The 25,291-nt window shown below is 66.8% G+C and carries 22 protein-coding genes; 20 read left to right on the top strand and 2 right to left on the bottom strand.

Annotation, left to right across the window (positions count from 1 at the left end):
* The first annotated feature begins 288 nt into the window (after window positions 1-288).
* The 3 genes from sucC to QQA13_RS12720 all read left to right on the top strand — a co-directional run bounded on the left by sucC (window position 289) and on the right by QQA13_RS12720 (window position 4,046).
* A complete protein-coding gene (gene sucC / locus QQA13_RS12730) occupies window positions 289-1,452 on the top strand; it encodes an ADP-forming succinate--CoA ligase subunit beta (protein WP_108470908.1) in 1,164 nt (387 codons plus the stop codon).
* Window positions 1,453-1,466: 14 nt separating this feature from the next.
* On the top strand, window positions 1,467-2,339 hold the full coding sequence (gene sucD, locus QQA13_RS12725) for a succinate--CoA ligase subunit alpha (protein ID WP_108470907.1): 873 nt from the start codon (window positions 1,467-1,469) through the stop codon (window positions 2,337-2,339).
* Window positions 2,340-2,414: 75 nt separating this feature from the next.
* Window positions 2,415-4,046, top strand: coding sequence for an NAD+ synthase (locus QQA13_RS12720; RefSeq protein ID WP_108470906.1), 1,632 nt, complete (start codon window positions 2,415-2,417; stop codon window positions 4,044-4,046).
* Between the two features lie 60 nt (window positions 4,047-4,106).
* Here the strand turns inward: QQA13_RS12720 and QQA13_RS12715 are convergent, their stop codons facing one another.
* Window positions 4,107-4,973: an outer membrane protein assembly factor BamD gene (locus tag QQA13_RS12715; protein ID WP_108470905.1), complete on the bottom strand. Its 867-nt coding sequence runs from the start codon at window positions 4,971-4,973 to the stop codon at window positions 4,107-4,109.
* A 71-nt stretch (window positions 4,974-5,044) separates the two neighbouring features.
* On the opposite strand from QQA13_RS12715, the gene rluD reads away from it, so the two are divergent.
* The 3 genes from rluD to clpB all read left to right on the top strand — a co-directional run bounded on the left by rluD (window position 5,045) and on the right by clpB (window position 9,578).
* On the top strand, window positions 5,045-6,019 hold the full coding sequence (gene rluD, locus QQA13_RS12710; RefSeq protein WP_108470904.1) for a 23S rRNA pseudouridine(1911/1915/1917) synthase RluD: 975 nt from the start codon (window positions 5,045-5,047) through the stop codon (window positions 6,017-6,019).
* A gap of 86 nt (window positions 6,020-6,105) precedes the next feature.
* Window positions 6,106-6,855 (top strand): peptidoglycan editing factor PgeF, encoded by a 750-nt coding sequence (gene pgeF / locus QQA13_RS12705; protein WP_108470903.1) that lies wholly within the window; start codon window positions 6,106-6,108, stop codon window positions 6,853-6,855.
* A gap of 131 nt (window positions 6,856-6,986) precedes the next feature.
* Complete coding sequence (gene clpB, locus QQA13_RS12700) at window positions 6,987-9,578, top strand: ATP-dependent chaperone ClpB (RefSeq protein ID WP_108470902.1); 2,592 nt, start codon at window positions 6,987-6,989, stop codon at window positions 9,576-9,578.
* Between the two features lie 232 nt (window positions 9,579-9,810).
* Here clpB and QQA13_RS12695 read toward each other — a convergent pair whose 3' ends face one another.
* Window positions 9,811-12,288 carry a TonB-dependent receptor plug domain-containing protein gene (locus tag QQA13_RS12695; protein WP_108470901.1) on the bottom strand — a complete coding sequence of 826 codons (2,478 nt, stop codon included), beginning with the start codon at window positions 12,286-12,288 and terminating at the stop codon, window positions 9,811-9,813.
* Between the two features lie 282 nt (window positions 12,289-12,570).
* Between QQA13_RS12695 and QQA13_RS12690 the strand changes: the two genes are divergently transcribed.
* The 14 genes from QQA13_RS12690 (at window position 12,571) to tolB (ending at window position 25,154) form a co-directional block, all read left to right on the top strand.
* Window positions 12,571-12,864, top strand: a complete 294-nt coding sequence (locus tag QQA13_RS12690; RefSeq protein WP_108470900.1) for an FmdB family zinc ribbon protein — start codon at window positions 12,571-12,573, stop codon at window positions 12,862-12,864.
* Window positions 12,865-12,969: 105 nt separating this feature from the next.
* Complete coding sequence (locus tag QQA13_RS12685; protein WP_108470899.1) at window positions 12,970-13,599, top strand: DUF3011 domain-containing protein; 630 nt, start codon at window positions 12,970-12,972, stop codon at window positions 13,597-13,599.
* Between the two features lie 88 nt (window positions 13,600-13,687).
* Complete coding sequence (gene aspS, locus QQA13_RS12680) at window positions 13,688-15,442, top strand: aspartate--tRNA ligase (protein WP_108470898.1); 1,755 nt, start codon at window positions 13,688-13,690, stop codon at window positions 15,440-15,442.
* A 105-nt stretch (window positions 15,443-15,547) separates the two neighbouring features.
* Window positions 15,548-16,183: an alpha/beta hydrolase gene (locus QQA13_RS12675; protein WP_108470897.1), complete on the top strand. Its 636-nt coding sequence runs from the start codon at window positions 15,548-15,550 to the stop codon at window positions 16,181-16,183.
* Window positions 16,184-16,281: 98 nt separating this feature from the next.
* The gene (locus tag QQA13_RS12670; RefSeq protein ID WP_108470896.1) at window positions 16,282-17,016 is read left to right on the top strand and encodes a YebC/PmpR family DNA-binding transcriptional regulator; all 735 of its coding nucleotides are present in this window, start codon (window positions 16,282-16,284) and stop codon (window positions 17,014-17,016) included.
* A gap of 33 nt (window positions 17,017-17,049) precedes the next feature.
* Window positions 17,050-17,571 carry a crossover junction endodeoxyribonuclease RuvC gene (ruvC, locus tag QQA13_RS12665; RefSeq protein ID WP_108470895.1) on the top strand — a complete coding sequence of 174 codons (522 nt, stop codon included), beginning with the start codon at window positions 17,050-17,052 and terminating at the stop codon, window positions 17,569-17,571.
* 37 nt (window positions 17,572-17,608) lie between these two features.
* The gene (gene ruvA / locus QQA13_RS12660) at window positions 17,609-18,205 is read left to right on the top strand and encodes a Holliday junction branch migration protein RuvA (RefSeq protein ID WP_108470894.1); all 597 of its coding nucleotides are present in this window, start codon (window positions 17,609-17,611) and stop codon (window positions 18,203-18,205) included.
* 17 nt (window positions 18,206-18,222) lie between these two features.
* A complete protein-coding gene (locus QQA13_RS12655; protein WP_108470973.1) occupies window positions 18,223-20,109 on the top strand; it encodes a potassium transporter Kup in 1,887 nt (628 codons plus the stop codon).
* Window positions 20,110-20,244: 135 nt separating this feature from the next.
* On the top strand, window positions 20,245-21,294 hold the full coding sequence (ruvB, locus tag QQA13_RS12650) for a Holliday junction branch migration DNA helicase RuvB (protein WP_108470893.1): 1,050 nt from the start codon (window positions 20,245-20,247) through the stop codon (window positions 21,292-21,294).
* Entirely contained in the window at window positions 21,287-21,724 is a 438-nt protein-coding gene (gene ybgC / locus QQA13_RS12645; protein ID WP_108470892.1) for a tol-pal system-associated acyl-CoA thioesterase, read from the top strand. The genes ruvB and ybgC overlap by 8 nt, the downstream gene beginning before the upstream one ends.
* Before the next feature lie 18 nt (window positions 21,725-21,742).
* Complete coding sequence (tolQ, locus tag QQA13_RS12640) at window positions 21,743-22,429, top strand: protein TolQ (protein WP_108470891.1); 687 nt, start codon at window positions 21,743-21,745, stop codon at window positions 22,427-22,429.
* Between the two features lie 13 nt (window positions 22,430-22,442).
* A complete protein-coding gene (tolR, locus tag QQA13_RS12635) occupies window positions 22,443-22,895 on the top strand; it encodes a protein TolR (protein WP_108470890.1) in 453 nt (150 codons plus the stop codon).
* Window positions 22,882-23,826, top strand: a complete 945-nt coding sequence (gene tolA / locus QQA13_RS12630) for a cell envelope integrity protein TolA (protein ID WP_108470889.1) — start codon at window positions 22,882-22,884, stop codon at window positions 23,824-23,826. The genes tolR and tolA overlap by 14 nt, the downstream gene beginning before the upstream one ends.
* Window positions 23,823-25,154, top strand: a complete 1,332-nt coding sequence (gene tolB, locus QQA13_RS12625) for a Tol-Pal system beta propeller repeat protein TolB (RefSeq protein ID WP_199909805.1) — start codon at window positions 23,823-23,825, stop codon at window positions 25,152-25,154. The genes tolA and tolB overlap by 4 nt, the downstream gene beginning before the upstream one ends.
* Window positions 25,155-25,291: the final 137 nt, after the last annotated feature.

Raw genomic sequence — 25,291 nt, 5'->3', positions numbered from 1 at the left:
GGGTCAGCGCGTTTCCGGGGGTCGGGGCGAGTATAGACGGGCTGATTGGCGCCGTGACGATGCCGGAAAGCGCGTGGAAACGGCCTGCGCGGGCGCTCCGGACAGGCGGCCCTTTCCATCGGCGCCCGCTTCCGCGAAAATAGGCGGCCATGTTGCGCGGTTTGGCCGGTTCCATCCGGCAGGCGCACTGCATCCCGGCAGCGCGTCCATCCGCCGTCCGACCGTCCTGACCCACGCCGATGTTCCGCGTGCGGCCGCCATCGTTTCTCCGTTCGCTCGAGGTATCGAATGAATTTCCACGAATACCAGGCCAAAGAACTGTTCGCGCAGTACGGCATCGCCGTGCCGCCGGGCAAGGTCGCCAACTCCCCCGACGCCGCCGTCGATGCCGCCAAGGCGCTCGGCGGTTCCCAGTGGATGGTCAAGGCGCAGATCCATGCCGGCGGCCGCGGCAAGTCCGGCGGCGTCAAGTTCTGCCGCAGCTTCGACGACGTGCGCGCCGCCGCCAAGGGCATGCTGGGCACCAACATGGAAACCTACCAGTCGGCCGGCCGCGCGCTGCCGGTGAATCTGGTGCTGGTGACCGACGCCACCAACATTGCCCGCGAGCTGTACCTGTCGATCCTGGTCGACCGCGATTCGAAGGCGGTTTCCTTCATTGCCTCCAAGCACGGCGGCGTGGACATTGAGCAGGTGGCGAAGGAAACGCCCGAAGACATCCACACCATCGTGGTCGACTTCATCGAAGGCCTGCAGCCGTACCAGTGCCGCCAGCTCGGCTTCGCGATGGACCTCAACAACAAGCAGGTCAACCAGCTGACCAAGATCATGCTGGGCCTGTACAAGCTGTTCAACGAGCAGGACCTGGCCCTGGTCGAGCTGAACCCGCTGGCCGTGCTGGAAGACGGCAACCTCGCCGCACTGGATGGCAAGGTCAACTCCGACGACAACGCCGAATACCGTCACCCGAACCTGGCCGCGATGCGCGACCTGACCCAGGAAGACGCCGCCGAAGCCGCCGCGCAGCAGAGCAACCTCAACTACGTGACGATGGACGGCAACATCGGCTGCATGGTCAACGGCGCCGGCCTGGCCATGGCCACCATGGACGTGATCAAGCTGGCGGGCGGCGAGCCGGCCAACTTCCTCGACGTGGGCGGTGGCGCCACCAAGGAGCGGGTGACCGAGGCGTTCAAGCTGATCACCTCCTCGGACAAGGTCAACTGCATCCTGGTCAACATCTTCGGCGGCATCGTCCGCTGCGACATGATCGCCGAGGGCATCATCGCCGCGGTCAAGGAAGTGGGCCTGAAGATCCCCGTGGTGGTGCGCCTGCAGGGCACCAATGTCGATCAGGGCCGCGAACTGCTGGCCAACTCCGGCCTGGCGATCACGCCGGCGGATGATCTCAACGACGCGGCGCAGAAAGCCGTGGCTGCGGCCAAGGCCTGAGGAGCAATCGAAACATGAGCGTACTCGTCAACAAGAACACCAAGGTGCTGGTGCAGGGTTTCACCGGCCAGCAGGGCACCTTCCACGCACAACAGTGCCTCGACTACGGCACCCAGATCGTCGGCGGCGTGACCCCGGGCAAGGGCGGCTCCGAGCATATCGGCCTGCCCGTGTTCAACTCGGTCGATGAAGCGGTGCTGGAAACCGGTGCCGACGCCTCCGTCATCTTCGTGCCGCCGCCGTTCGCGGCCGACTCGATCCTTGAAGCGATCGACGCCGGCATCAAGACCATCGTGGCGATCACTGAAGGCATCCCGGTGCTGGACATGCTGCGCGTGAAGAACGTGCTGCAGCAGCATCCGGAAATCGTGCTGATCGGGCCGAACTGCCCCGGCATCATCACCCCCGGCGAATGCAAGATCGGCATCATGCCCGGTCACATCCACCAGAAGGGCAGGGTCGGCGTGGTCTCGCGCTCCGGCACGCTGACCTATGAAGCAGTGTTCCAGACCACCAACGAAGGCCTCGGCCAGAGCACGGTGATCGGCATCGGCGGCGACCCGATCAACGGCCTGAACTTCATCGACTGCCTGAAGTTGTTCCAGGACGACCCGCAGACCGAGGGCATCATCATGGTCGGCGAGATCGGCGGCAGCGCCGAGGAAGACGCCGCCGAGTTCATCGGCGAATACGTCAAGAAGCCGGTGGTGTCGTTCATCGCCGGCGCCTCGGCGCCGGCCGGCAAGCGCATGGGCCACGCCGGTGCGATCATCTCCGGCGGCAAGGGCACCGCCGCGGCGAAGTTCGCCGCGCTGGAGAAGGCCGGTGTCACCACGGTGAAGTCGCCGGCCGACCTGGGCAAGACGCTCGCCAAGCTGATGAAGTAAGTCAGCCCGGTAGTGCTCTAAAATACGAAGGCCGCGATTCGTCGCGGCCTTCGTCGTTTCCGGAGCAGGAAGTTCATGGCAAAGCTGCGCATGGCGCTGGCCCAATTCGATTTTCCGGTCGGTGCGGTGGCGGCGAATGCCGCGAAAGCCCGCGAGCTGATCGCGCAGGCGCGCGCCGGCGGCGCCGCACTGGTGGCGTTTCCCGAGCTGACCCTGTCCGGCTACCCGCCGGAAGACCTGCTGCTGCGGCCGAGCTTCCTGGCCGCCTGTGACAGCGAACTGGCCGCGCTGGCGGCGGCGACCGACGGTGTCGCGGCCCTGCTCGGCCATCCGCACAGCGAGGGCGAGGTGTTCAACGCGGCCAGCCTGCTGCGCGACGGCCGGGTGGACTGCACCGCGCACAAGCAGGTGTTGCCGAACTATGGCGTCTTCGACGACAAGCGCTATTTCCGCCCTGGCCACGAGTCGACCACCGCGGTGGTCGACGGGGTGCGGGTGGGGTTTCTGATCTGTGAGGACGTGTGGCAGCCGGAGCCCGCCGCGCAGGCCGCGGCCGCGGGCGCGGAACTGCTGCTGGTGATCAACGCCTCGCCGTGGGACGGCGCGAAACAGGCCGAGCGCGAGACCGTGCTGCAGGCACGGGCGCGCGAAACCGGCTGCGCGCTCGCCTACCTCAACCTGGTCGGCGGGCAGGACGAGGTGGTCTACGACGGCGGCTCGCTGCTGGTGAACGGCGATGGCGCGATCGCCGCGCGTGCGCCGGCCTTCGTCGATGCGCTGCTGTGGGCCGAGTTCGATCCGGCCACGCACAGCTTGTCGGCGCAGGACTGGCCGGTCGCCGCCGACGCCTCGCTGGAGGCGACGCTGTACGCCGCGCTGGTGCGCGGCACCCGCGACTACATCGACAAGAACGGCTTCGGCGGCGTGCTGCTGGGCCTGTCCGGCGGCATCGACTCTGCGCTGACGCTGGCGCTGGCGGTCGATGCGCTGGGCGCGCAGCGGGTCACCGCGGTGATGATGCCCACCCGCTACACCTCGCAGTTGTCGCTGGACGGCGCGCGCGCCCAGGCGGAACGGCTGGGCGTGGATTACCACGTGATCGACATCGAGCCGACCTGCCAGTCGTTCGTGGCGGCGCTGACCCCGACGTTCGCCGGCAAGGCAGCCGACACCACCGAGGAAAACCTGCAGTCGCGCACCCGCGGCACGATGCTGATGGCACTGTCCAACAAGCATGGCCGGCTGCTGCTGGCGACCGGCAACAAGAGCGAGATGGCGGTCGGCTATTGCACGCTGTACGGCGACATGTGCGGCGCCTATGCGCCGCTGAAGGATGTCTACAAGACCGTGGTGTACCAGCTGGCGCGCTGGCGCAATGCACAGGCAGTGCGTGCCGGCGAAGCCGAACCGATTCCGCCGGCGGTGATCGACCGCCCGCCTTCGGCCGAACTGCGCGACAACCAGACCGATCAGGATTCGCTGCCGCCGTATGACGAGCTGGACGCGATCCTCGAACGCTTCATCGAGCGTGAGCAGTCGCAGGCGGAGATCGTGGCGCAGGGTTTCCCTGCCGACGTGGTGCGCCGCGTGGTGCGGCTGGTGCTGCTGAACGAGTTCAAGCGCCGGCAGTCGGCGCCGGGGCCGCGCGTGACCACCCGCGCATTCGGCCGCGAAAGACGCTATCCCATCACTTCCGGCTGGCGTTGAGTCGCCACAGAAAAGGCCGACGATCACTCGCCGGCCTTTTCCGTCATGCGACGCGTGGGCTCAGTGGTGCCCCGAGAACGGCACCATCTTGCGCAGCGTGGACGGCGCATGCGGCCACCTGGCATCGCTCAGGTACGGGTGGTTCGGGTAGTTCAGCGCCAGCACCTGGCGGCTCTGGTCGGCCAGGGTCTTCTGGTCAAGCGCCAGGTAGCTGCGGGTGAGGATGGCCAGCGCGTCGCCGGTCTGCGGAGCCTGCTGGTAGTGCTCGATCACGTACTGCGCGCGGTCGGCGGCAGCGACATAGGCCTTGTTGCGCAGGTAGAACTCGGCCACGTTGATCTCGTACTGGGCCAGGATGTTGCGCAGGTAGATCATGCGCTGGCGCGCGTCGGCGGTGTAGGCGCTGTCCGGGAAGCGGCGCGACAGCTCGGAGAAGTCGTCGAACGACTGCAGGTTGTAGCCCTGGTCGCGGCGCGCCTGCGAGCCTTCGCGGTTGATGTAGCGCTCGATCACGCCGCTGGTGCGATCAAAATTGATCAGGCCGCGCAGGTAATAGGCATAATCGACATGCTTGTTGGTCGGATAGGTCTTGATGAAGCGGTTCACGGTCGACAAGGCATCATCCGGCTGGTTGTCCTTGTACTGTGCATAGGCCAGCTCGAGTTGGGCCTGCTCGTTGTATTCGCCCGACGGGAAACGCGCGATCAGGCGCTGGTAGGCCTTGCTGGCGGCCGCATAGTCGGCGTTTTGCAGCGAGTCGTGCGCGTTGTCATACAGCGCGACCAGCGGCATCGTGTCGATGGTGTCCTTTTTCGACTTGAACATCGAACATGCGCTCATCGACGTGACGAGCGCCAGCACCACAAGCACTTTCAGAACGGGCAATTTGGGCATCGGCAGCTTGGGCGAGTCGATTGTTGGGCGCATAAGGAAAGAATTCGGATGTTTGAGCGAAAAGGCATGATAGCCGAAACCGGCCACCGCCCGCGGAGGCCGGCATGACCACGATCCGGCACGAGGCGGAGGTGCCGCGGGCCGCGGCGGGACGCAGGTTCGACCAGGCGCTGGCCGAGATGTTCCCCGATTATTCGCGTTCGCGGCTCAGCGGCTGGATCAAGTCCGGCGCGGTGACCCTGGACGGCGTGCAGGCGCCGCCGCGGCAGCTGCTGCGGGGCGGCGAGCAGGTCTGCCTGCAGGTCGAGCTGGAAAACGAGGTGTCCAGCGCGCCGGAGGACATCGCGCTGAACGTGGTGCACGAGGACGCGCACCTGCTGGTGCTGAACAAGCCGGCCGGGCTGGTCGTCCACCCCGGCGCCGGCAACCCGGCCGGCACCCTGCTGAACGCGCTGCTGCACCACGACCCGAAGCTGGCCGAGCTGCCGCGGGCCGGCATCGTGCACCGGCTGGACAAGGACACCTCCGGCCTGATGGTGGTGGCGCGGACGCTGCCGACGTACACCGCGCTGGTCGACCTGCTGTCGCGCCACGAAGTGGAGCGCCAGTACGAGGCGGTGGTGCTGGGCACGCTGGTGGCCGGCGGCACGGTGGATGCGCCGATCGGCCGCAGCATGGGCGACCGCCTGCGCCAGGCGGTGCGCGACGAGGAAGACGGCAAGCGCGCGGTGACCCATTACCGCCTGCGCGAGCGTTTCCGGGCGCACAGCCTGCTGCAGTGCCAGCTGGAGACCGGTCGCACCCACCAGATCCGCGTGCACCTGACCCATATCGGCCACCCGCTGGTGGGCGACCCGTTGTACGGCGGTGGCCTGAAGCTGCCCAAGGGCGCCACCGCGGAACTGGCTGCCACCCTGCGTGGTTTCCGCCGGCAGGCGCTGCACGCCGAAAAGCTGTCGTTCATCCACCCGGCCACCGGCGAGGCGCTGTCGTTCGAAGCGCAGCGGCCGGCCGACCAGCAGGCGCTGATCGAGGCGTTGCGCGCGGATCTGGCTGAACACGGTTCGGATCACTACTGAGGGCAGGCGCCAAGGAACGCCGCCGGTGCTTGTGCGATGCTTTCCGAATCCCCAATCCCCAATCCCGAATCCCGAATCCCGAGAAAATGACCGATACCTGGATCTTTCCCGACTGGCCGGCCCCGGCCCGGGTCCACGCGGCGATCACCACGCGGCAGGGGCCGGGCATCTCGGCGCAGCCGTTCGATCGTTTCAACCTCGGCCTGCGCAGCGGCGACGACGTCGACGTGGTGCAGTCCAACCGCAGCGCGCTGCAGCAGGCGTTGCGGCTGCCGTCGGTACCGCGCTGGCTGCGCCAGGTGCATGGCACCGGCGTGGCCGAACTGGGGCCGCTGCCCAGCGCGGACGAGCCGCAGGCGGATGCGGTGGTGTCGCACATTCCCGGCACGGTGCTGGCCATTCTCACCGCCGACTGCCTGCCGGTGCTGTTCTGTGCCGACGACGGCAGCGAGATCGGCGCGGCCCACGCGGGCTGGCGCGGGCTGGCCGCCGGCGTACTGGAGGCCACGCTGACCCAGCTGCAAACTCCGCCGGCGCGCCTGCTGGCATGGCTGGGGCCGTGCATCGGCGCGGCTTCCTACGAGGTGGGTGAGGAGGTGCGCAGCGCCTTCGTGGCAGCCGATGCCGGTGCCGCGGACTGCTTCGTGGCCACCCGTGCCGGACACTGGCTGTGTGACCTCGCCGCCCTGGCGCGGCGCCGGCTGCAGGCTGCCGGCATTCAGCGTATCCATGGCGGCGGTTTCGACACGCTGGCCGATCCGCGCTTCTATTCCTACCGACGCGACGGCGCCCGCAGCGGCCGCTTCGCCAGCCTGGTGTGGCTGGACCACGCCTGATTTTCCGTTGCTGCCCCGACCGGCCCGGCCTTTCACGCCGCTTGCTTGAATCACCTGCCACAGTCCGCATTTAAGCGGGCAGTGGCGGCGTGGCCCGCCAGAACCATTCATCTCTTGCGGGGATCATTGCGATGCGGATGGACAAGCTCACCTCGCGTTTCCAGCAGGCGCTGGCTGACGCGCAGTCGCTGGCCGTGGGCCGCGACCACAACATGCTCGAACCGGCACACGTGATGGCCGCGCTGCTCGGCCAGCAGGGCGGCTCGACCGCGCCGCTGCTGACCCAGGCCCAGGTCAACGTGCCGCTGCTGACCCAGCGCGTCAACGACCTGCTGGAGCGCTTGCCGAAGGTCAGCGGACAGGAAGGGAATATCAACCTGGGCAACGACCTCAACCGCCTGCTCAACCTCACCGACAAGCTGGCGCAGCAGCGCGGCGACCAGTTCATCGCCAGCGAACTGTTCGTGCTGGCGGCGCTGGACGACAAGGGTGAGCTGGGCGCGGCGCTGAAGGCGGCCGGCGCGAACAAGGCCAATCTTGAAGCGGCCATCGACAAGCTGCGTGGCGGCGAAAAGGTGCAGAGTGAGAACGCCGAGGAACAGCGCCAGGCGCTGGAGAAATACTGCATCGACCTCACCGAGCGTGCCGAGCGCAACAAGCTCGATCCGGTGATCGGCCGCGACGAGGAGATTCGCCGCACCATCCAGGTGCTGCAGCGGCGCACCAAGAACAACCCGGTGCTGATCGGCGAGCCCGGCGTGGGCAAGACCGCGATCGTCGAGGGGCTGGCCCAGCGCATCATCAAGGGCGAAGTGCCCGAGGGCCTGCGTGACCGCCGCGTGCTGGCGCTGGATATGGGCGCGCTGATCGCCGGCGCGAAATTCCGCGGTGAGTTCGAGGAGCGCCTGAAAGCGGTGCTCAGCGATCTTTCGAAGCAGGAAGGCCGGGTGATCCTGTTCATCGACGAGCTGCACACCATGGTCGGCGCCGGCAAGGGCGAGGGCTCGATGGACGCCGGCAACATGCTCAAGCCGGCGCTGGCCCGTGGCGAGCTGCACTGCATCGGCGCTACCACCCTGGACGAATACCGCAAGTACATCGAGAAGGACGCCGCGCTGGAGCGGCGCTTCCAGAAAGTGTTCGTGGGCGAGCCTTCCGTCGAGGACACCATCGCCATCCTGCGCGGCCTGAAAGAACGCTACGCCGTGCATCACGGCGTGGAGATCACCGACCCGGCGATCGTCGCCGCGGCCACGCTGTCGCATCGCTACATCGCCGACCGCCAGCTGCCGGACAAGGCGATCGACCTGATGGACGAGGCTGCCTCGCGCATCCGCATGGAGATCGACTCCAAGCCGGAAGAACTCGATCGGCTGGAGCGGCGGTTGATCCAGCTGAAGATCCAGCGCGAGATGCTGAAGAAGGAAAAGGACAGCGAATCGAAGCAGCGCCTGGCCGACCTGGAAGCCGACATCGAGAAACTCGAACGCGAGTTCTCCGACTTGAATGAGATCTGGAAATCGGAGAAGGCCGCGCTGCAGGGCACGACCAAGGTCAAGGAGCAGATCGAGCAGGCGCACCAGGAACTGGAGGCCGCCCAGCGCCGGCAGGACTACGCCAAGATGAGCGAGCTCCAGTACGGCAAGCTGCCGGCGCTGGAGAAGCAGCTCGCCGCGGCGCAGGCCGCCGAGACGCAGGACTTCAAGCTGGTGCAGACCAAGGTCACCGCCGAGGAAATCGCCGAGGTGGTCAGCCGCTGGACCGGCATCCCGGTCAGCAAGATGCTTGAGGGCGAGCGCGACAAGCTGCTGCACATGGAGGATGAACTGCACAAGCGCGTGGTCGGCCAGGATGAGGCGGTGCACGCGGTGTCCGATGCGATCCGTCGCTCGCGTGCCGGCTTGTCTGACCCGAACCGGCCGAACGGCTCGTTCTTGTTCCTCGGCCCCACCGGCGTGGGCAAGACCGAGCTGTGCAAGGCGCTGGCCGAGTTCATGTTCGACACCACCGACGCGATGGTGCGTATCGACATGAGCGAGTTCATGGAGAAGCATTCCGTCTCGCGCCTGGTCGGTGCACCTCCCGGCTACGTCGGTTACGAGGAAGGCGGCTACCTGACCGAAGCCGTGCGCCGCCGGCCGTACAGCGTGATCCTGCTGGACGAGGTGGAGAAGGCGCATCCGGACGTGTTCAACATCCTGCTGCAGGTGCTGGACGACGGCCGCCTTACCGACGGCCAGGGCCGCACCGTGGACTTCCGCAACACCGTCATCGTGATGACTTCGAACCTGGGCTCGCAGATGATCCAGGATGCCTCGGAAAACGGCGGCGATGCGGAGGAGCAGTACACCCAGATGAAGGCCTCGGTCATGGGCGTGGTGCAGGCGCACTTCCGCCCGGAGTTCATCAACCGTCTCGACGAGATCGTGGTGTTCCGTCCGCTGGACAAGAGCCAGATCCGCGCCATCGCGAAGATCCAGCTCGAATACCTGGAAAAGCGCCTGGCCGAGCGTCAGCTCAAGCTGGACGTGGGCGACGATGCGCTGACCCTGCTCGGCAACGTCGGTTTCGATCCGGTCTACGGCGCGCGGCCGCTGAAGCGGGCGATCCAGCAACAGCTGGAGAATCCGCTGGCGAGGCAGATCCTGGAAGGCCGCTTCCAGTCGGGCGACACGGTGAGGGTGGCCGCCGAGGGCGGGCAGCTGGTGTTCCGCAAGGCGTGAGGTAGTCCGTGCAGCGGGTGTCCCCGGACGACACCCGCTCTGGATGGTCAGGCTGGTCCCGGCCTGACCGCTCGCCCAACTCCGGCAGTCAGTCGAGGTCGAGCGGGTCACCTTGCTGCCCTAGTGCCGCTGCTGTTCCTTCTGCTCGTAGCCCCGGCCTCGCGGCCGGCAACATACAAAAGCCACGGTCGAGCCGGGGCTTTTGCGTGTTGCCAGGGCGGTGCCGGGCCCGTTACTGCCAGCTGTAGCGCACCTTGCCGTAGACGTAGGCACCGTTGTAGCCGAACGGGGAGAACGTCGAGTACGGCAGCGTGCCGTTGTTGGTGTTGTTGGGAATGTTCTTGTCCGGATGCACGTTGAGTGCGTCGTCCGCCCCCACGGTGAAAGTCCAGTCGCTCAGCTTGTAGTTCACCGCCAGGTCAAGGATCCACTTGGGCGTGAAGGTCTGGTCGACGACGCCGGTTGCGACGTTGTAGCTGGCCAGGCTGCTGACGTAATTCGTGTAACGGCCATAGCGGGTCAGCGTGCCCGTCACTCCCCAGTTCCCGACGTTGTACTGCTCGCTGAGGATGAGCTTGCTGCGCGGAGTCGAATTGGCCAGGTAGCCCTTGATGTCCTGGCGGTTCAGGCGAACGAAATTGACGCCGAGGTTGTTCAGCACCGCCGGGTTCGGTTTTACGTCCGTGACGATGTTCTGGTTGTAGTTGGCGCTCAGCGTGGTGGCGAGGGTGCCCGCACTGCCGAGGTCGGCCAGATAGGTGCCCACGATATCGATGCCGCGCGTGCGCGTGTCCGCCGCATTGGTGAAGTAATTGATGCTGCGGAAGTTGAGGTTGCCGATGCCATTGGCCGCCAGGTAGTTCACCACGGCCGGCGTGGTGGTCGAGATCGCGCCGGACAGGGCGATGCGGTTCTGGATCCTGATCTGGTAGAGGTCCACGCTGAGGGTCAGCGCATCAGTGGGATTCCAGACCGTGCCCAGGGTGAAGTTCCTCGACTTCTCCGGCTTCAGCGCTTCGGAGCCGAGCAGTTGCGCGATCTGGCTGCCGACGGGCACCAGTCCCGCGTTGTAGATGCCTGCAGGCAGGCCGGCCGAGTTGCCGTTGGCGAAGAACAGCGAGGATGTCTGCGAAAAATATTCCTGACCCAGGGATGGCGCCCGGAAGCCGGTCGAGGCGCTGCCGCGGATGGCGAAGGTGTCGGTGAAGTCGAAGCGGGCGGCCAGTGATCCCGAGGTGGTGTTGCCGAAATCGTTGTAGTGCTCGTGCCGCACCGCCGCGGCGACGCCGAGTTTGTCGGTCAGGTTGGTTTCCAGATCGAGGTATTCGGCCACGTCCTGGCGCGAGGCATCAATCGCGTTGGACGGTTGCCAGCCGGCAAACCCCTGCGCGCCACCCGAGACGCCGGACGTGCCGACGTACCAGGACGGCAGCGAGCCGGCCTGGATACCGTAAGTCTGGCGCAGGTATTGCGCGCCGAATGCCACGGTGACGGGGTTGGGCAGCCAGCCGACGGCGACATCCTTGGCGATGTCGAGGTCGAGGCTTTGCTGCTTGGCGCTGAGGATGCCGTCGCTGAACACGCTCGGCGTGCTGCCGAAGTCGTGCAGGTAGGCATAGTTGAGGCTGTGCCGCGTCTCGTAGGAGACCCGGTTGCGACCGAAGTTGCCGCTGAGGTCCCAGCGCCAGCCGCTGACCTCGCCGCGCAGGCCTGCAACGAGGGACTGGTCAGTGGAGTCGGCGTGCTCAAGCGGCAGGAAGCCGTCGGGATAGACCAGACCTATCAGTGGATTGTTCGGCTTCGGCGAATTGGTGCCGTAGCGGAAGAATGCCGGCGATGTGCTCTGGCGGCGGCCATAGTGGCCGAACGCGTAGAACTGCACATTCGGCGTGATGTCGTACTGCGCGTTGAGCAGCAGGTTGGTGTCATGCACCGAGGGGTCGCCCTGGCGGAAGTTCACGCCAAGACCGGGGAAGCCGGGGCGTTGGTCCGGTTGGGCGCGATTGGTGTGGTCCTGGTTGCCGCTTTGCACGGTGAAGCGCAGCCAGCCCTTGTCGTTGTTCAGGGGGATGCCGAAGTTGGCCGAACCCTGCCACTGCCGGCCATCGCCCGCGGAGTACTGGCCGCCGCTGAGCTCGACGTCGCCGCCCTTCGCGCCCTTCTTCAGGATCACGTTGATGACGCCGGCGATGGCGTCGGAGCCGTACTGCGCCGAGGCGCCGTCACGCAGGACCTCGATATGGTCGATCGCCGACATCGGGATGGTATTGAGATCCACCGATTGCGAACCCCGGCCGATCACGCCGTTGTTCAACAGGATCGCGCCGGGATGCCAGCGCTTGCCGTTCACCAGTACCAGCACCTGATCCGGCGACAGCCCGCGCAATTGCGCCGGGCGCTGCGTGTCCGCCGTGTCGGCGGCGGCGGGGCGCGGGAAATTCAGCGAGGGGATGATGCGCGCCAGTGCGGTGGGCAGGTCGTTGGTGCCGGTCTGCTGCAGCACCTTGGCCGAAACCACGTCAATCGGGGTCAGCGAGCTGCTTTCCGTCCGGTTGCCGGCACGGGTTCCGGTGACGATCACCGCGCTGAGCTCCTTGGCCTTGGCCGGCGGTGGCGTGGTGGCTTCCTGTGCGGCGACGTTGCCGGCCAGCGCCAGCAGCACCGCGGCAGGAAGCCATACCGAAACGATCGGGTCGGGACGTTTGCTCATGGGGACTCTCCAGATAATGGGGTGCTGCGGCGCAACATCCGCAGGTTAGTGGCATATCGCATTGGTCGTCAATAGACGTATAGACGTCCATACGCTTGTTGACGCGTCCATCCCGCTCGGCAGGCAGCTGATGGCGGCCTGGCTCCTGCACTGCTCCTCGCTTGCAGGCTACTACTGAGATCCAGGCGTCGCCATGACCCAACCGGGACGTTGAAATCCGGCCGCGCACGCCGATAATGGCCTGTTGCCGGCCCCGCGATGGCCGGCGTGCCCGGAGTCTCCATGCCCATCTACGAATTCGAATGCAGCCATTGCGGCCATCGCTTCGACCGCCTGCAGAAGTTGTCCGATACCGATCCCACCGTCTGTCCCGCCTGCGATGCGCCGCACCTGCGGCGGATGGTCAGCGCGCCGTCGTTCCGACTCGCCGGCAGCGGCTGGTACGAGACCGACTTCAAGAAGAACGGCGAGAAGAAGCACAACCTGGCTGGCGACGCCGGCCAGTCCGGCACGGCGGCTGCCCCCGCGGCGGCCCCGGCGCCGGCCTCCGGTGACTCCGGAAGCAGCGCCAGCTGAACCGGTGGAACGCCCGGCCGGTTGCCGTATTCCGGCGCAGGCTATGCTGATTCCGAAAGGCCACGGCGAGGCGCCGGGGTCGGCATGGGTGGAGGAGGCGAGGAGATGCGCACAATCGGCGGATGGATGGTCGGGGTCATCGTGGCGGGACTGGCGGGCGGCCTGCTGGGAGTGGCCTCGCCGGTGCAGGCGCAGTCGGACGCGCCGGTACGCTGCGTGAGCAGCGACGGCCACTACGCTCGCTGCGCGGTGCCGTGGCGGTATGTCGAGCTGTACAAGCAGGAGTCGAAGGGCGCCTGCATCCGCGGCGAGAGCTGGGGCATGGACCAGGGCACGCTGTGGGTCGATCGCGGCTGCCGCGGCCTGTTTGGTCCGGCCGACCGCGATGGCTACGCCTACGGCGACCGTGATCGCGGCCGTTACGACGGCCGTCCCGGCGATCGCGACGACGACGCCTGGGGCGATCGCCGGGACGATCGTTACGACGACCGCGGCGACGACCGCGGCTGGCGGCCCGGCCCCGGCTGGGATCGCCGGATCAGCCTGCAATGCGACAGCAACCAGAAGAAGTACCAGCTATGCCAGGTCGACGTGGGTCGCAACGGCCGCGTGCGGCTGGGCCGGCAGCTCTCCGACGCGAACTGCACCGAGGGCTACAGCTGGGGCTGGAACCGCGCCGGGGTGTGGGTGGCGCACGGCTGCCGCGGCCAGTTCCTGGTCGACCGGCGCTGGTAGCGCGGCCCGCCGCGACACGCGGCAGTGGTAGACTTCGCGGTCTTTTCCCTTGCCTGAAGTCGCCGCGGCGACGCCGGAGTTCCAACGCATGCGCACGCATTACTGCGGCCTCATCGACGAGGCGCTGATCGGCCAGACCGTCACCCTGTGCGGCTGGGTCAACAAGATCCGCCTGCAGGCGCACGTGGCGTTCGTCGACCTGCGCGACCACGAGGGGCTGGCCCAGCTGGTGATCGAGCGCGACAACGCCGCCGCATTTGCGGTCGCCGGCGAGATCGGCAACGAATACTGCCTGCGCGTCACCGGCACGATCCGCCCGCGGGTGTCGGTCAACGACAAGCTGAAGACCGGCACGGTCGAGCTGCTGGCCGATACGGTCGAGGTGCTCAACGCCGCGAAGGACCTGCCGTTCGCGCTGCACGAGAACCCGAACGAGGACATGCGGATGACCTACCGCTACCTCGACCTGCGCCGCCCCGAGATGCAGGCGATGATGCGCAAGCGCATCAAGCTGGTACAGGTGCTGCGCCGCTATCTGGACGAGCGCGGTTTCCAGGATGTGGAGACGCCGATCCTGACCAAGGCCACGCCCGAGGGCGCACGAGACTACCTGGTGCCCAGCCGCGTGCATCCGGGCCAGTTCTACGCGCTGCCGCAGTCGCCGCAGCTGTTCAAGCAGATCCTGATGGTGGCCGGCTTCGACCGCTACTACCAGATCGCCCGCTGCTTCCGCGACGAGGACCTGCGCGCCGACCGCCAGCCGGAGTTCACCCAGCTCGACCTGGAGTTCGCCTTCGTCGAGGAACGGGACGTGCAGGATTTCGTGGAGGAGCTGATCCGCCACGTGTTTCGCGAGGTACAGGGCGTTGAGCTGGCTGCCACGTTCCCGCGCATGACCTGGGCCGAGGCGATGCGTCGCTTCGGCTCGGACAAGCCGGACCTGCGCATCGCGCTGGAACTGGTCGACGTGGCCGACGCACTGAAGCACATCGAGTTCAAGGTGTTCGCCGAACCGGCCAACGATGCGGACGGCCGCGTCGCCGCGCTGCGCGTACCCGGCGGCAGCACGCTGTCGCGCAAGGACATCGACGGCTTGGCTGAGTACGCCTCGCGCTACGGCGCGAAGGGCCTGGCCTGGCTCAAGGTCGAGGATCTGGCCAAGGGCCGTGACGGCATCAACTCGCCGGTGGCGAAGTTTCTCGACGATGCGGCGCTGGATGGCGTGCTCAAGGCCACTGGTGCGCAGAGCGGCGACATCGTGTTCTTCGGCGCCGGCAACTGGAAGACCGTCACCGACTTCATGGGCGCGCTGCGGCTGAAGGTCGGCAAGGATCGCGGCCTGGTCGAGGACAGCTGGAAGCCGCTGTGGGTCACCGACTTCCCGATGTTCGAGTACGACGCGGAAGAGCAGCGCTTCGTGGCCTTGCATCACCCGTTCACCGCACCGAAGGTGGACGACGCCGCCCAGCTGCGCGCCGATCCGCACAATGCGGTGAGCCGCGGCTACGACATGGTGTTGAACGGCAACGAGATCGGCGGCGGCTCGATCCGCATCCATCGGCCGGAGATGCAGAGCACGGTGTTCGAGCTGCTCGGCATCGGCGCGGAGGAGGCCGAGATGAAGTTCGGCTTCCTGCTGAAGGCGCTGAAATTCGGCGCGCCGCCGCATGGTGGCCTGGCGTTCGGCATCGATCGCATCGCGGCGCTGCTGGCCGGCACCGAGTCGATCCGCGACGTGATCGCGTTCCCCAAGACCACCAGCGCGCAGGACCTGATGACCGACGCGCCGTCGCCGGTGAGCGACGCGCAACTGAAGGAGCTGCACGTGGTCGTGAAGGAATAGGGAGCAGGGAATAGGGAAGGGTTCAAGGCGTTCGCCCGTGAGCTTGCCACTTCACCAGCTTTTGCGATTTCCCATTCACTCATCCCGATTCCCGGCTTTCGCCCCATGACCGATCACGTGATCCTGCTGCACGGCCTGTGGATGCGCGGTTTCGCGCTGTCCATGCTGCACCGGCGGCTGATCGAGTCGGGGTTCCGCGTGCACCGCTTCGATTACCTGAGCGTGGCGGCTACCCAGCAGCGCATCCTGGAACGGTTGCAGGCGCGCATGGCCGCGCTGGCGGGAGAGGCCGACGCGGTACACCTGGTTGGCCACAGCCTGGGCGGCCTGCTGGCCCTGCGCGCCTGCCTCGACGGCAGTCCGCCGCCGGGCCGCATCGTCTGCCTGGGTTCGCCGCTGAAGGGCAGCGCTGCGGCGCGGGGTTTCGCCGCCTGGGGGCGCGGCGGCGAAGTGCTGCTGGGGCACAACCGTGAGCTGCTGGAGCAGGGCTTCGAGCGCTGGGACGGGCCGCGCGAGGTCGGCGTGGTCGCCGGACGCCTGCCGCTCGGCCTGGGCGCCATGCTCGGCCATTTCGCCGGCGCGCACGACGGCACGGTGGCAGTGGAGGAAACCCGCCTGGCAGGGGTAACCGCGCACCGCGTGGTCGAGGCGAACCACACCGGGCTGCTGTTCTCGCAGGAGGTGGCGCGGCTGGTGGCGGAATTCCTGCATCACGGCCGGTTTCCGCCGGCAGCGCCCTGAGGCGTCATGTCGCGGTACGGCGGGGCGGCGCAACCGGCACGCAGGGCGAATTCAGGTAAAATTGACCGCTTGTCCAATCGCTTCGTGCAGGAATCGTCATGGGTAGAGGCCCGTCCATCGAAGGTCGCAAGAACGCCGAAGACGCCAAGCGCGCCAAGGTGTTCACCAAGCTGATCCGCGAGATCACCGTCGCCACGCGTTCCGGCGTCGCCGACCCTGGTGGTAATCCGCGCCTGCGTGCGGCGATCGACAAGGCCTTGTCGGCGAACATGACCAAGGACACCATCGAGCGCGCGATCAAGCGCGGCTCCGGCGCCGATGGCGGCGCCGACATGCAGGAGCTGCGCTACGAAGGCTACGGTCCGGCCGGCATCGCCCTGATCATCGAAAGCTTCACCGACAACCCCACCCGCACCGTGGCTGACGTGCGCTATGTGCTGACCAAGCATGGCGGCAATCTCGGCACCTCCGGTTCGGTGGCGTTCCAGTTCACCCGTTGCGGCGAACTGGTGTTCGCCACCGGCGGCGACGCGGCAGCCGAGGAAAAGGTGCTGGAAGCGGCGCTGGAAGCCGGCGCCGACGACGTGCTCAACGAACACGGCGAAAGTATCGTGCTGTGCACGCCGGAGAGCTTCGAGGCAGTGCAGCAAGGGCTGATCGCTGCCGGGCTGAGCGCCCAGCACGCCGGCGTGATGATGCGCCCGAACAACCGCGTCGAGGTGCCGGAGGAAGCGCTGGAACAGCTGCTCGACCTGCTCGAGAAGCTCGACGCGCTGGACGACGTGAGCGAGGTGTCGCACAACGCCTTGCTGCCCGCCGGGACTGCCGAATAAGTCGAAGGCCGCGCGCCTTCGCATCGCCTCGTGATGACTCGCATCATCGGCATCGATCCCGGCAGCCAACGCACCGGCGTGGGCATCATCGACGTGGACGACGCGGGCAAGCTCAGCCACGTCTTCCACGGCGCGCTGGCGGTGGCCGGCGAGGCCACCTTCCCGTTGCGCCTGAAACGTATCTTTGACGAACTGTGTGACATCATCGCGACCCACCAGCCGACCGAGTGCGGGATCGAGCGCGTGTTCATGGCGCGCAACCCGGATTCGGCATTGAAGCTTGGACAGGCGCGCGGCGCCGCCATTTGCGCGGTGGTCAGCCAGGGGATCGTGGTGCACGAATACGCAGCAACCGAAGTGAAGCAGTCCGTGGTCGGCAGCGGTCGCGGGGACAAGACCCAGGTACAGCACATGATCGGCGTGCTGCTCGGCCTCAAGGGGCCGCTGCAGGCCGATGCCGCCGATGCGCTGGCGGTGGCGGTGACGCACGCGCACACCCGTGCCAGCCTGGCCCGCGTCGGCATTCCGCGCACGGCCTGGAGGCGACGCCGGTGAAGGCGCCGGCGATGCACAAGGCACGAGGGCGACGCCGGTGATCGGGCGCCTGCGCGGCATCCTGATAAGCAAGCAGCCGCCGTCGCTGCTGGTCGAGGTTGGCGGTATCGGCTACGAGGTCGAGGCGCCGATGTCGACGATCTACGACCTGCCGGGCCTCGGCAGGGAAGTGGTCCTGCTCATCCATCATGCGGTGAAGGAAGACAGCATCACGCTGTACGGCTTCCTGCACGAAGCCGAGCGCACGCTGTTCCGCAACCTGCTGAAGGTCAGCGGGATCGGCGCGAAGATCGCGCTGGCGGTGCTGTCCGGCGTGTCCACCGACCACTTCGCGCGACTGGTGCAGGCCGGCGACGTGGTCGCGCTGACCAAGATCCCCGGCATCGGCAAGAAGACCGCCGAGCGCATCGTGGTGGAACTGCGCGATCGTCTCGATGGCATGTCCGGCATGCCCGGTGCCACGCTGCATGCGGCGGGTGCGCCGCTGGATGCCGCTGGCGAAGCGACCGTGGCGCTGCAACAGCTGGGCTACAAGCCGGTCGAGGTGAGCCGGCTGGTGCAGAAGGTCGCCGCCGAGGGCGACGATGCCGAAGCCATCATCCGCAAGGCGCTGCGCGCCGCACTCGGGAGCTGATCGTGGGACAGCACACCATGCAGGACGAATCGCCGACGGAGACCCGGCGCCGGTTGCGGACGCTGGCACTGGGCGCGATCGGCGTGGTGTTCGGCGACATCGGCACCAGCCCGTTGTACACCATGAAGGAAACCCTCGGCACGCACGGCATGACGCCGACCGCGCCGGCGGTATTGGGCGTGCTGTCGCTGGTGTTCTGGGCGCTGATCATCGTGGTGTCGCTGAAGTACGTGACCTTCGTGATGCGCGCGGACAACAAGGGCGAGGGCGGCATCATGGCGCTGATGGCGCTGGCGCAGCGCTCGATGAGCGGCTCGGCGCGCGCGCGCTGGGTGCTGGCGGGCTTCGGCATCTTCGGCGCGGCGTTGTTCTACGGCGACGGCGTGATCACCCCGGCGATCTCGGTGCTCGGCGCGGTCGAGGGCTTGCAGGTGGCCGCGCCCGGCCTGGGCAAGTACGTGGTGTGGGTCGCGCTGGCGATTTTGCTGGGCATGTTCGCGGTGCAGCGGCACGGCACGCACAAGGTCGGCAGGGCGTTCGCACCGGTGATGACGCTGTGGTTCGTGGTGCTGGCGGTACTCGGCGTGCGCCAGATCATCGCCAACCCGCAGGTGCTGTATGCGGTCAACCCGCTGCATGCGGTACGTTTCTTCATCAGCCACGGTGATACCTCGTTCATCGCCCTCGGCGGCGTGGTGCTGGCGCTGACCGGCGCCGAGGCGCTGTACGCGGACATGGGCCACTTCGGCAAGAAGCCCATCCGGCTGGCCTGGTTCGGCTTCGTGCTGCCGGCGCTGCTGCTCAATTACTTCGGCCAGGGCGCGCTGCTGCTGGGCGACCCGCTGGCGATCTCCAGTCCGTTCTACCTGATGGTGCCGCCGCCGCTGCTGTATCCGATGATCGTGCTGTCGGCCGCCGCGGCGGTGATCGCGTCGCAGGCGGTGATCTCCGGCGCGTTCTCGATGACCCGCGAGGCGATGTCGTTGGGTTATTCGCCGCGGCTGGCGGTGGTGCACACCTCGCGCGAGATGTCCGGGCAAATTTTCGTGCCGTGGGTCAACCGCATGCTGATGGTGCTGGTGATCCTGGCGGTGCTCGGCTTCCGCAGCTCGGACAACCTGGGTGCCGCCTACGGCATCGCGGTGACCGGCACCATGACCATGACCACGCTGCTGGCGCTGGTGGTGGCGCGCAAGCGCTGGCACTGGAGCTGGCTGACGGTGGTGCTGGTCGGCGTGCTGTTCCTGATCATCGACCTGGCGTTCTTCGGCGCGAACCTGCTGAAGGTGGCGCATGGCGGCTGGTTCCCGCTGGTGCTGGGCGTGGTGCTATTCAGCGTGATGACGACCTGGCGCCGCGGTCGCGAGCTGGTGGTGCGCGAGATCAAGCAGGGCGGGCTGGCGCTGGCGCCGTTCATCGAGAACATCGCCGACCACCCGCCGCTGCGCGTGCCGGGCACGGCGATCTTCCTCACCGCGAACCAGCACGCCGTGCCGCATGCGCTGCTGCACAACCTCAAGCACAACAAGGTGCTGCACGAGCGCAACGTGCTGCTGACGGTGGAGACGCTGGAAACGCCGGTGGCCGAAGCCGACGAGCGCATCGCGATCACGCCTATGGCGGGCAACTTCTTCGGACTGGAGCTGCGTTTCGGCTTCGCCGAGGATCCGAACATCCCGCTGGCGCTGACCCGGTGCACACGGGAGGGCCTCGGCTTCGACATGATGGACACTACCTTCTTCCTGTCGCGCGAAACCATCGTGGCCGACGCGCGCCGACCCGGCATGGCGCTGTGGCGCGACAAGCTGTTCGCGTTCCTGTCGCGCAACGCGATGCCGGCCACCGCGTTCTTCCAGATCCCCGGCAACCGGCTGATCGAGCTGGGGGCGCAAGTGGAGATCTGATCCGCGCAGCGGATCGGATCTCCACCGTGGCGAGCCAAAGAAGTGCCGGAAAGTACTTCCTTGGCTCATGGGAGCGGCGGCTCCCGCTCCTGATTTCCACTCCATTTCACCCACGCAAGCCGCCATAATGCCGGCATGACCGACCACCGCATCATCACCGCCGCTGCCCAGCTCGACGACGAGGCGCTGGAAGCCACCATCCGGCCGAAGCGGCTGGCCGAGTATCTGGGCCAGCAGGCGGTGCGCGAGCAGCTGTCGATCTACATCGAGGCGGCCAGGAAGCGGGGCGGGGCGCTGGACCACGTGCTGATCTTCGGCCCGCCGGGGCTGGGCAAGACCACGCTCAGCCACGTGATCGCCAACGAACTGGGGGTCAACCTGCGTTCCACTTCCGGCCCGGTGCTGGAGCGCGCCGGCGACCTGGCCGCGCTGCTGACCAACCTGGAGGCGAACGACGTGCTGTTCGTCGACGAGATCCATCGGCTGTCGCCGGTGGTCGAGGAAGTGCTGTATCCGGCGATGGAAGACTTCCAGATCGACATCATGATCGGCGAGGGCCCGGCCGCGCGCTCGATCAAGCTGGACCTGCCGCCGTTCACCCTGATCGGCGCCACCACCCGCGCCGGCATGCTCACCGCGCCCTTGCGCGACCGCTTCGGCATCGTGCAGCGGCTGGAGTTCTACACCACCGACGAACTGACCGCGATCGTGCGCCGGGCGGCGAAAATTCTCGGCATCACCTGTGCGCCGGAAGGGGCGCAGGAGATCGCCCGCCGCTCGCGCGGCACGCCGCGCATCGCCAACCGCCTGCTGCGCCGGGTGCGCGACTACGCCGAGGTGCGCGCCGGCGGCGAGATCACCCTGGCCGCGGCGCAAGCCGCGCTGGACATGCTGAAGATCGACCCGCAGGGTTTCGACGAACTGGACCGGCGCCTGCTCGGGCTGATCATCGAGAACTTCGACGGCGGCCCGGTCGGGGTGGAGTCGCTGGCCGCCGCGCTGAGCGAGGACCGTGGCACGCTGGAGGACGTGGTCGAGCCGTACCTGATCCAGCAAGGTTACCTGGTGCGCACCGCCCGCGGGCGCATGGTCAGCGCCAAAGGCTGGCGCCACCTGGGGCTGACCCCGCCGCCGCGGCAGGCGCAGGCTGCCGACCTGTTCGATGCGGGAGTCGGGGATGCCTGAATCCGCTTCCACGACGCCCTTCCGCTGGAAGGTCAGGGTCTACTGGGAAGACACCGACGCCGGCGGGGTGGTCTACCACGCCGGCTACCTGCGCTTCATGGAGCGCGCCCGCAGCGAGTGGATGCGCGCGCTCGGCGTCGACCAGATGGCCTTCAAGCAGGCCACCGGGCTGGCCTTCATGGTGCGCGACATGCACATCGACTTCCTCAAGCCTGCCCTGCTGGATGATGAACTGTCGGTAACGGTCGAAGTCAAAGAACGGCGCGCAGCCAGTATCCTGTTCACCCAGACGATCACGAAGAACGACGGCAGCTGCCTGATCCGCGCCAGCGTGCGGGTGGCTTGCGTCGATCTCCAGCGCATGCGGCCGGCGCCGATTCCGGCCGACCTGATCCCGCAACCCGCACCTCAAGACAACCCAAGCCGATAGGCGGAGAACCTGCAAGCAATGAACGGTGGACTGAACATTTTCACGCTGATCGCGGATTCGAGCGTGCCGGTAAAGCTGGTGCTGCTGATCCTGCTGGTGTTCTCGTTCCTGTCCTGGGTCATCATCGTGCGCAAGTACTCGCAGACCAAGGCGGCGATGGAGAATGCCGAGGAGTTCGAGGAGCGCTTCTGGTCCGGCGGCGACCTGGCCCAGCTGTTCCGCGAGGTCAGCAACCGCCACGGCGGCACTGGCGGCATCGAGAACATCTTCGAGTCGGGCTTCCGCGAATTCGCCCGCCAGCGCCAGCGCAAGACGCACGACACGCGCAGCGTGATCGAAGGCTCCGAGCGCGCGATGCAGGTCGCCGGCACACGCGAGATCGGCCTGCTCGAGCGCAACCTGGAGTTCCTCGCCAACGTCGGCTCGATCAGCCCGTACGTGGGCCTGTTCGGCACCGTGTGGGGCATCATGGGTGCGTTCCAGGGCCTGGGCGACATGAAGGACGTGACCATCGCGGTGGTCGCGCCGCACATCTCCGAGGCGCTGATCGCCACCGCGATGGGCCTGTTCGCGGCGATCCCGGCGCAGTGGGCGTACAACCGCTACGCCACCAAGGTCGAGCGCATCGCCTCGCGTTACGACGTGTTCCAGGAAGAGTTCTCCTCGGTGCTGCAGCGGCAGATCCAGACCGACGACGTCGCCTGAGCGGAGAGCAGCCATGCGAACCTCCGGCCGCCAGCGGCGCTACAAGCTCAAATCCGAAATCAACGTGGTGCCGTACATCGACGTGATGCTGGTGCTGCTGATCATCTTCATGGTCACCACGCCGATGATGAAGTCCAACGTCGACGTGAACCTGCCGCAGGCCGATGCCAAGTCGCTGCAGCAGAAGAAGGACCCGGTCATCGTCACGGTGAAACAGGATGGCCAGCTGTTCCTGACCCTGCCCGGTGCCGAAAAGGAGCTGCTGGACGCGGCCGCTCTGCAGACCAAGGTCGGCGCGTTCGTGCGCACCAATCCGGACGTCAACGTGCTGGTGGCCGGCGACGATCAGGGCCATTACGGTGGCGTGGTCGCGGTGCTGGCCGACCTGCAGCAGGCCGGCGTTTCCAAGGTGGGCCTGATGGCGCAGCCCGTGCAGGGCAAGAGCACGTCCAATGGACGAAAGTAAGGCGACGCCGAAGGCGGTCGTACTTTCCGCCATCCTGCATATCGGCATCGTGGGGTTTTTGTTCCTCGCGGTGTTGCCGTGTTCCAGCTACGAGAATTTCTTCAACGCGCTGCATCTTCCGGCGTGGATGAACCCGATCACCTGTGCCAAACCGCTGGAGCTGCAGGGCCCGATCATCGAGGCGACTTTGATCGGACGGACCGGCAGCCCGCCACCCAAGGCGGTCAAGACCAAGCCCGTTCCCGACTCCACCCCGCCGCCACCGACCATTCCGCCGCCGACCCCGCCCCCGCCGGTGACGCCGCCGGTGAGCGAATTGCCACCGCCGCCCAAGCAGGTTGACATCAAGGATCAGGAGCGGGTGGTCGAGGATGCTGCCCAGAAGGCGGAAGACGCCAAACAGGTGCAGGAAGAGAAGCAGCGTCAGCGCCAGGCCGAGCTGGATGCGCAGGCGGCCAAGAAGAAAGCCGAGGAAAAGAAGAAGATCGATGCGTTGTTCGCCAAGATGGATGCGGCCTCGGCCCAGACCAAACAGCTGGACAACAAGGCGAAGCAGGCGAAGCAGCAGCTGGAAGACCTCAAGAACGCGCAGGATGACGGTCAGCCGGACCTGCCGCCCGCGGACCAGCGTCAGACCGGCAACAACAGCCAGAACAGCAACCTTGCCGACGAATACACAGCGGCCATTCAGAATGCGGTCACGCCGAACTGGTTAAGGCCGGATAACATAGCTGCGCTCCCCTGCAAGGTTCATATCGTGCAATCGCCCGGCGGCGACGTGATGAGCGCGACCGTCGATTCCAGTTGCCCGTATGACGATGCCGGCCGGCGTTCGGTCGAAAACGCGGTGCTGCGAACCAAGACGCTGCCTTACAAGGGCTTTGAAAGCGTGTTCCAGCGCAACCTCACCTTCACTTTCAGGCCGCAATGATCAAGCCCATGCGCAAATTCAGCCCAAGCTTTGCCGTCATCCTGCTGGCCGTGGTGGCGCTGTTCGCCGGCCCGGCCGCCGCCCAGTCGCTGAATGTCGACATTGTCGGCGGCGTCAAGACCGCCACCCCGATCGTGGTGGTGCCGTTCGCGCAGGCGGGTGGCGTGCCGCTGCCGACCGATGTTGCCGACGTGATGCGCAACGACTTCAACCGCTCCGGCAAGTTCCGCTCGCTGGCCAAGAGCGACATCGTGGAGTTCCCGTCCAAGGGGTCGGATATCAAGTTCCCGACCTGGCGCCTGCTGAAGCAGGACTACATCGTGGTCGGCAACGTCCGGGACGCCGGCAACGGCATGATCCAGGTCGAATACGAGCTGTGGGATGTCAACAAGCAGCAGAGTCTGCTGCACCAGCAGATGCCACCGGCTCCGGCGGGTGACCTGCGCGGCGTGGCCCACCAGATCGCGGACATCATCTACGAAAAGATCACCGGCGTGCGCGGCGCCTTCTGGACCCGCATGGCCTACATCACCGCGGTTGGCCTCGGCAACCACACCACCTACTCGCTGATCGTGGCCGATTCGGACGGCTACAACCCGCAGGTGGTGGCGCGTTCGAAGGAGTCGCTGCTGTCGCCGGCCTGGTCGCCGGATGGCCGCAAGATCGCCTATGTCTCGTTCGAGAGCGGCAACTCGTCGATCTATGTGCAGGACATCACCACTGGCTCGCGGCAGCTGGTGGCCTCCCATTCCCGCGGCATCAACGGAGCGCCGGCCTGGTCGCCGGACGGCAGCAAGCTGGCGGTGGCGCTGTCCTACGTCGGCAACCTGGAGCTGTTCGTGCTGGACCTGGCCAGCCGTCAAGAAACCCGGCTGACCCACAGCCTGGCGATCGACACCGAGCCGGTCTGGGCGCCCGATGGCCAGAGCATCTATTTCACCTCCGACCGTTCCGGCCGGCCGCAGATCTACCAGATCCCGGCCAGCGGCGGTACGCCGCAGCGGATCACCTTCCAGGGCCAGAGCAACCTGAATGCCTCGGTGAGCTACGACGGCAAGCAGATCGCGATGGTGCAGGGCAACGGGAACGTGTATCGTATTGTCGTCATGGACCGCAGCCTGGGTGACCAGGTGCGTTTCCTCTCGCCGGGCCCGATCGACGAGTCCCCGAGTTTTGCTCCGAATGCCAGCATGCTGCTGTATGCCGCTACCGAAGGACGTCGCGGCGTGTTGTATGCCGTCTCGGCTGACGGTCTGGTTCGCCAGCGCCTCGTACTTTCCGATGGCGACGTGCGCGAACCCGCCTGGGGGCCGTACCGGCAACGTTGAATTTCCATGCTGCTGCACGCGAGTGCGGCAGCATGATGCCCAGGGAATGGGCCCGGACAGCGCCTTTGCGGCGCGTTTCGGTTTCCGGCTGTGGCGCTTCGCCGCGTCAAAAGCCAGTCAGGGCGATGGTGCAGCAT

It is taken from the genome of Rhodanobacter thiooxydans (assembly GCF_030291135.1).
Classification (GTDB): domain Bacteria; phylum Pseudomonadota; class Gammaproteobacteria; order Xanthomonadales; family Rhodanobacteraceae; genus Rhodanobacter; species Rhodanobacter thiooxydans_A.
The sequence above is the reverse complement of the archived record's forward strand: the minus strand, read 5'-3'. Positions and strand labels throughout refer to the sequence as shown.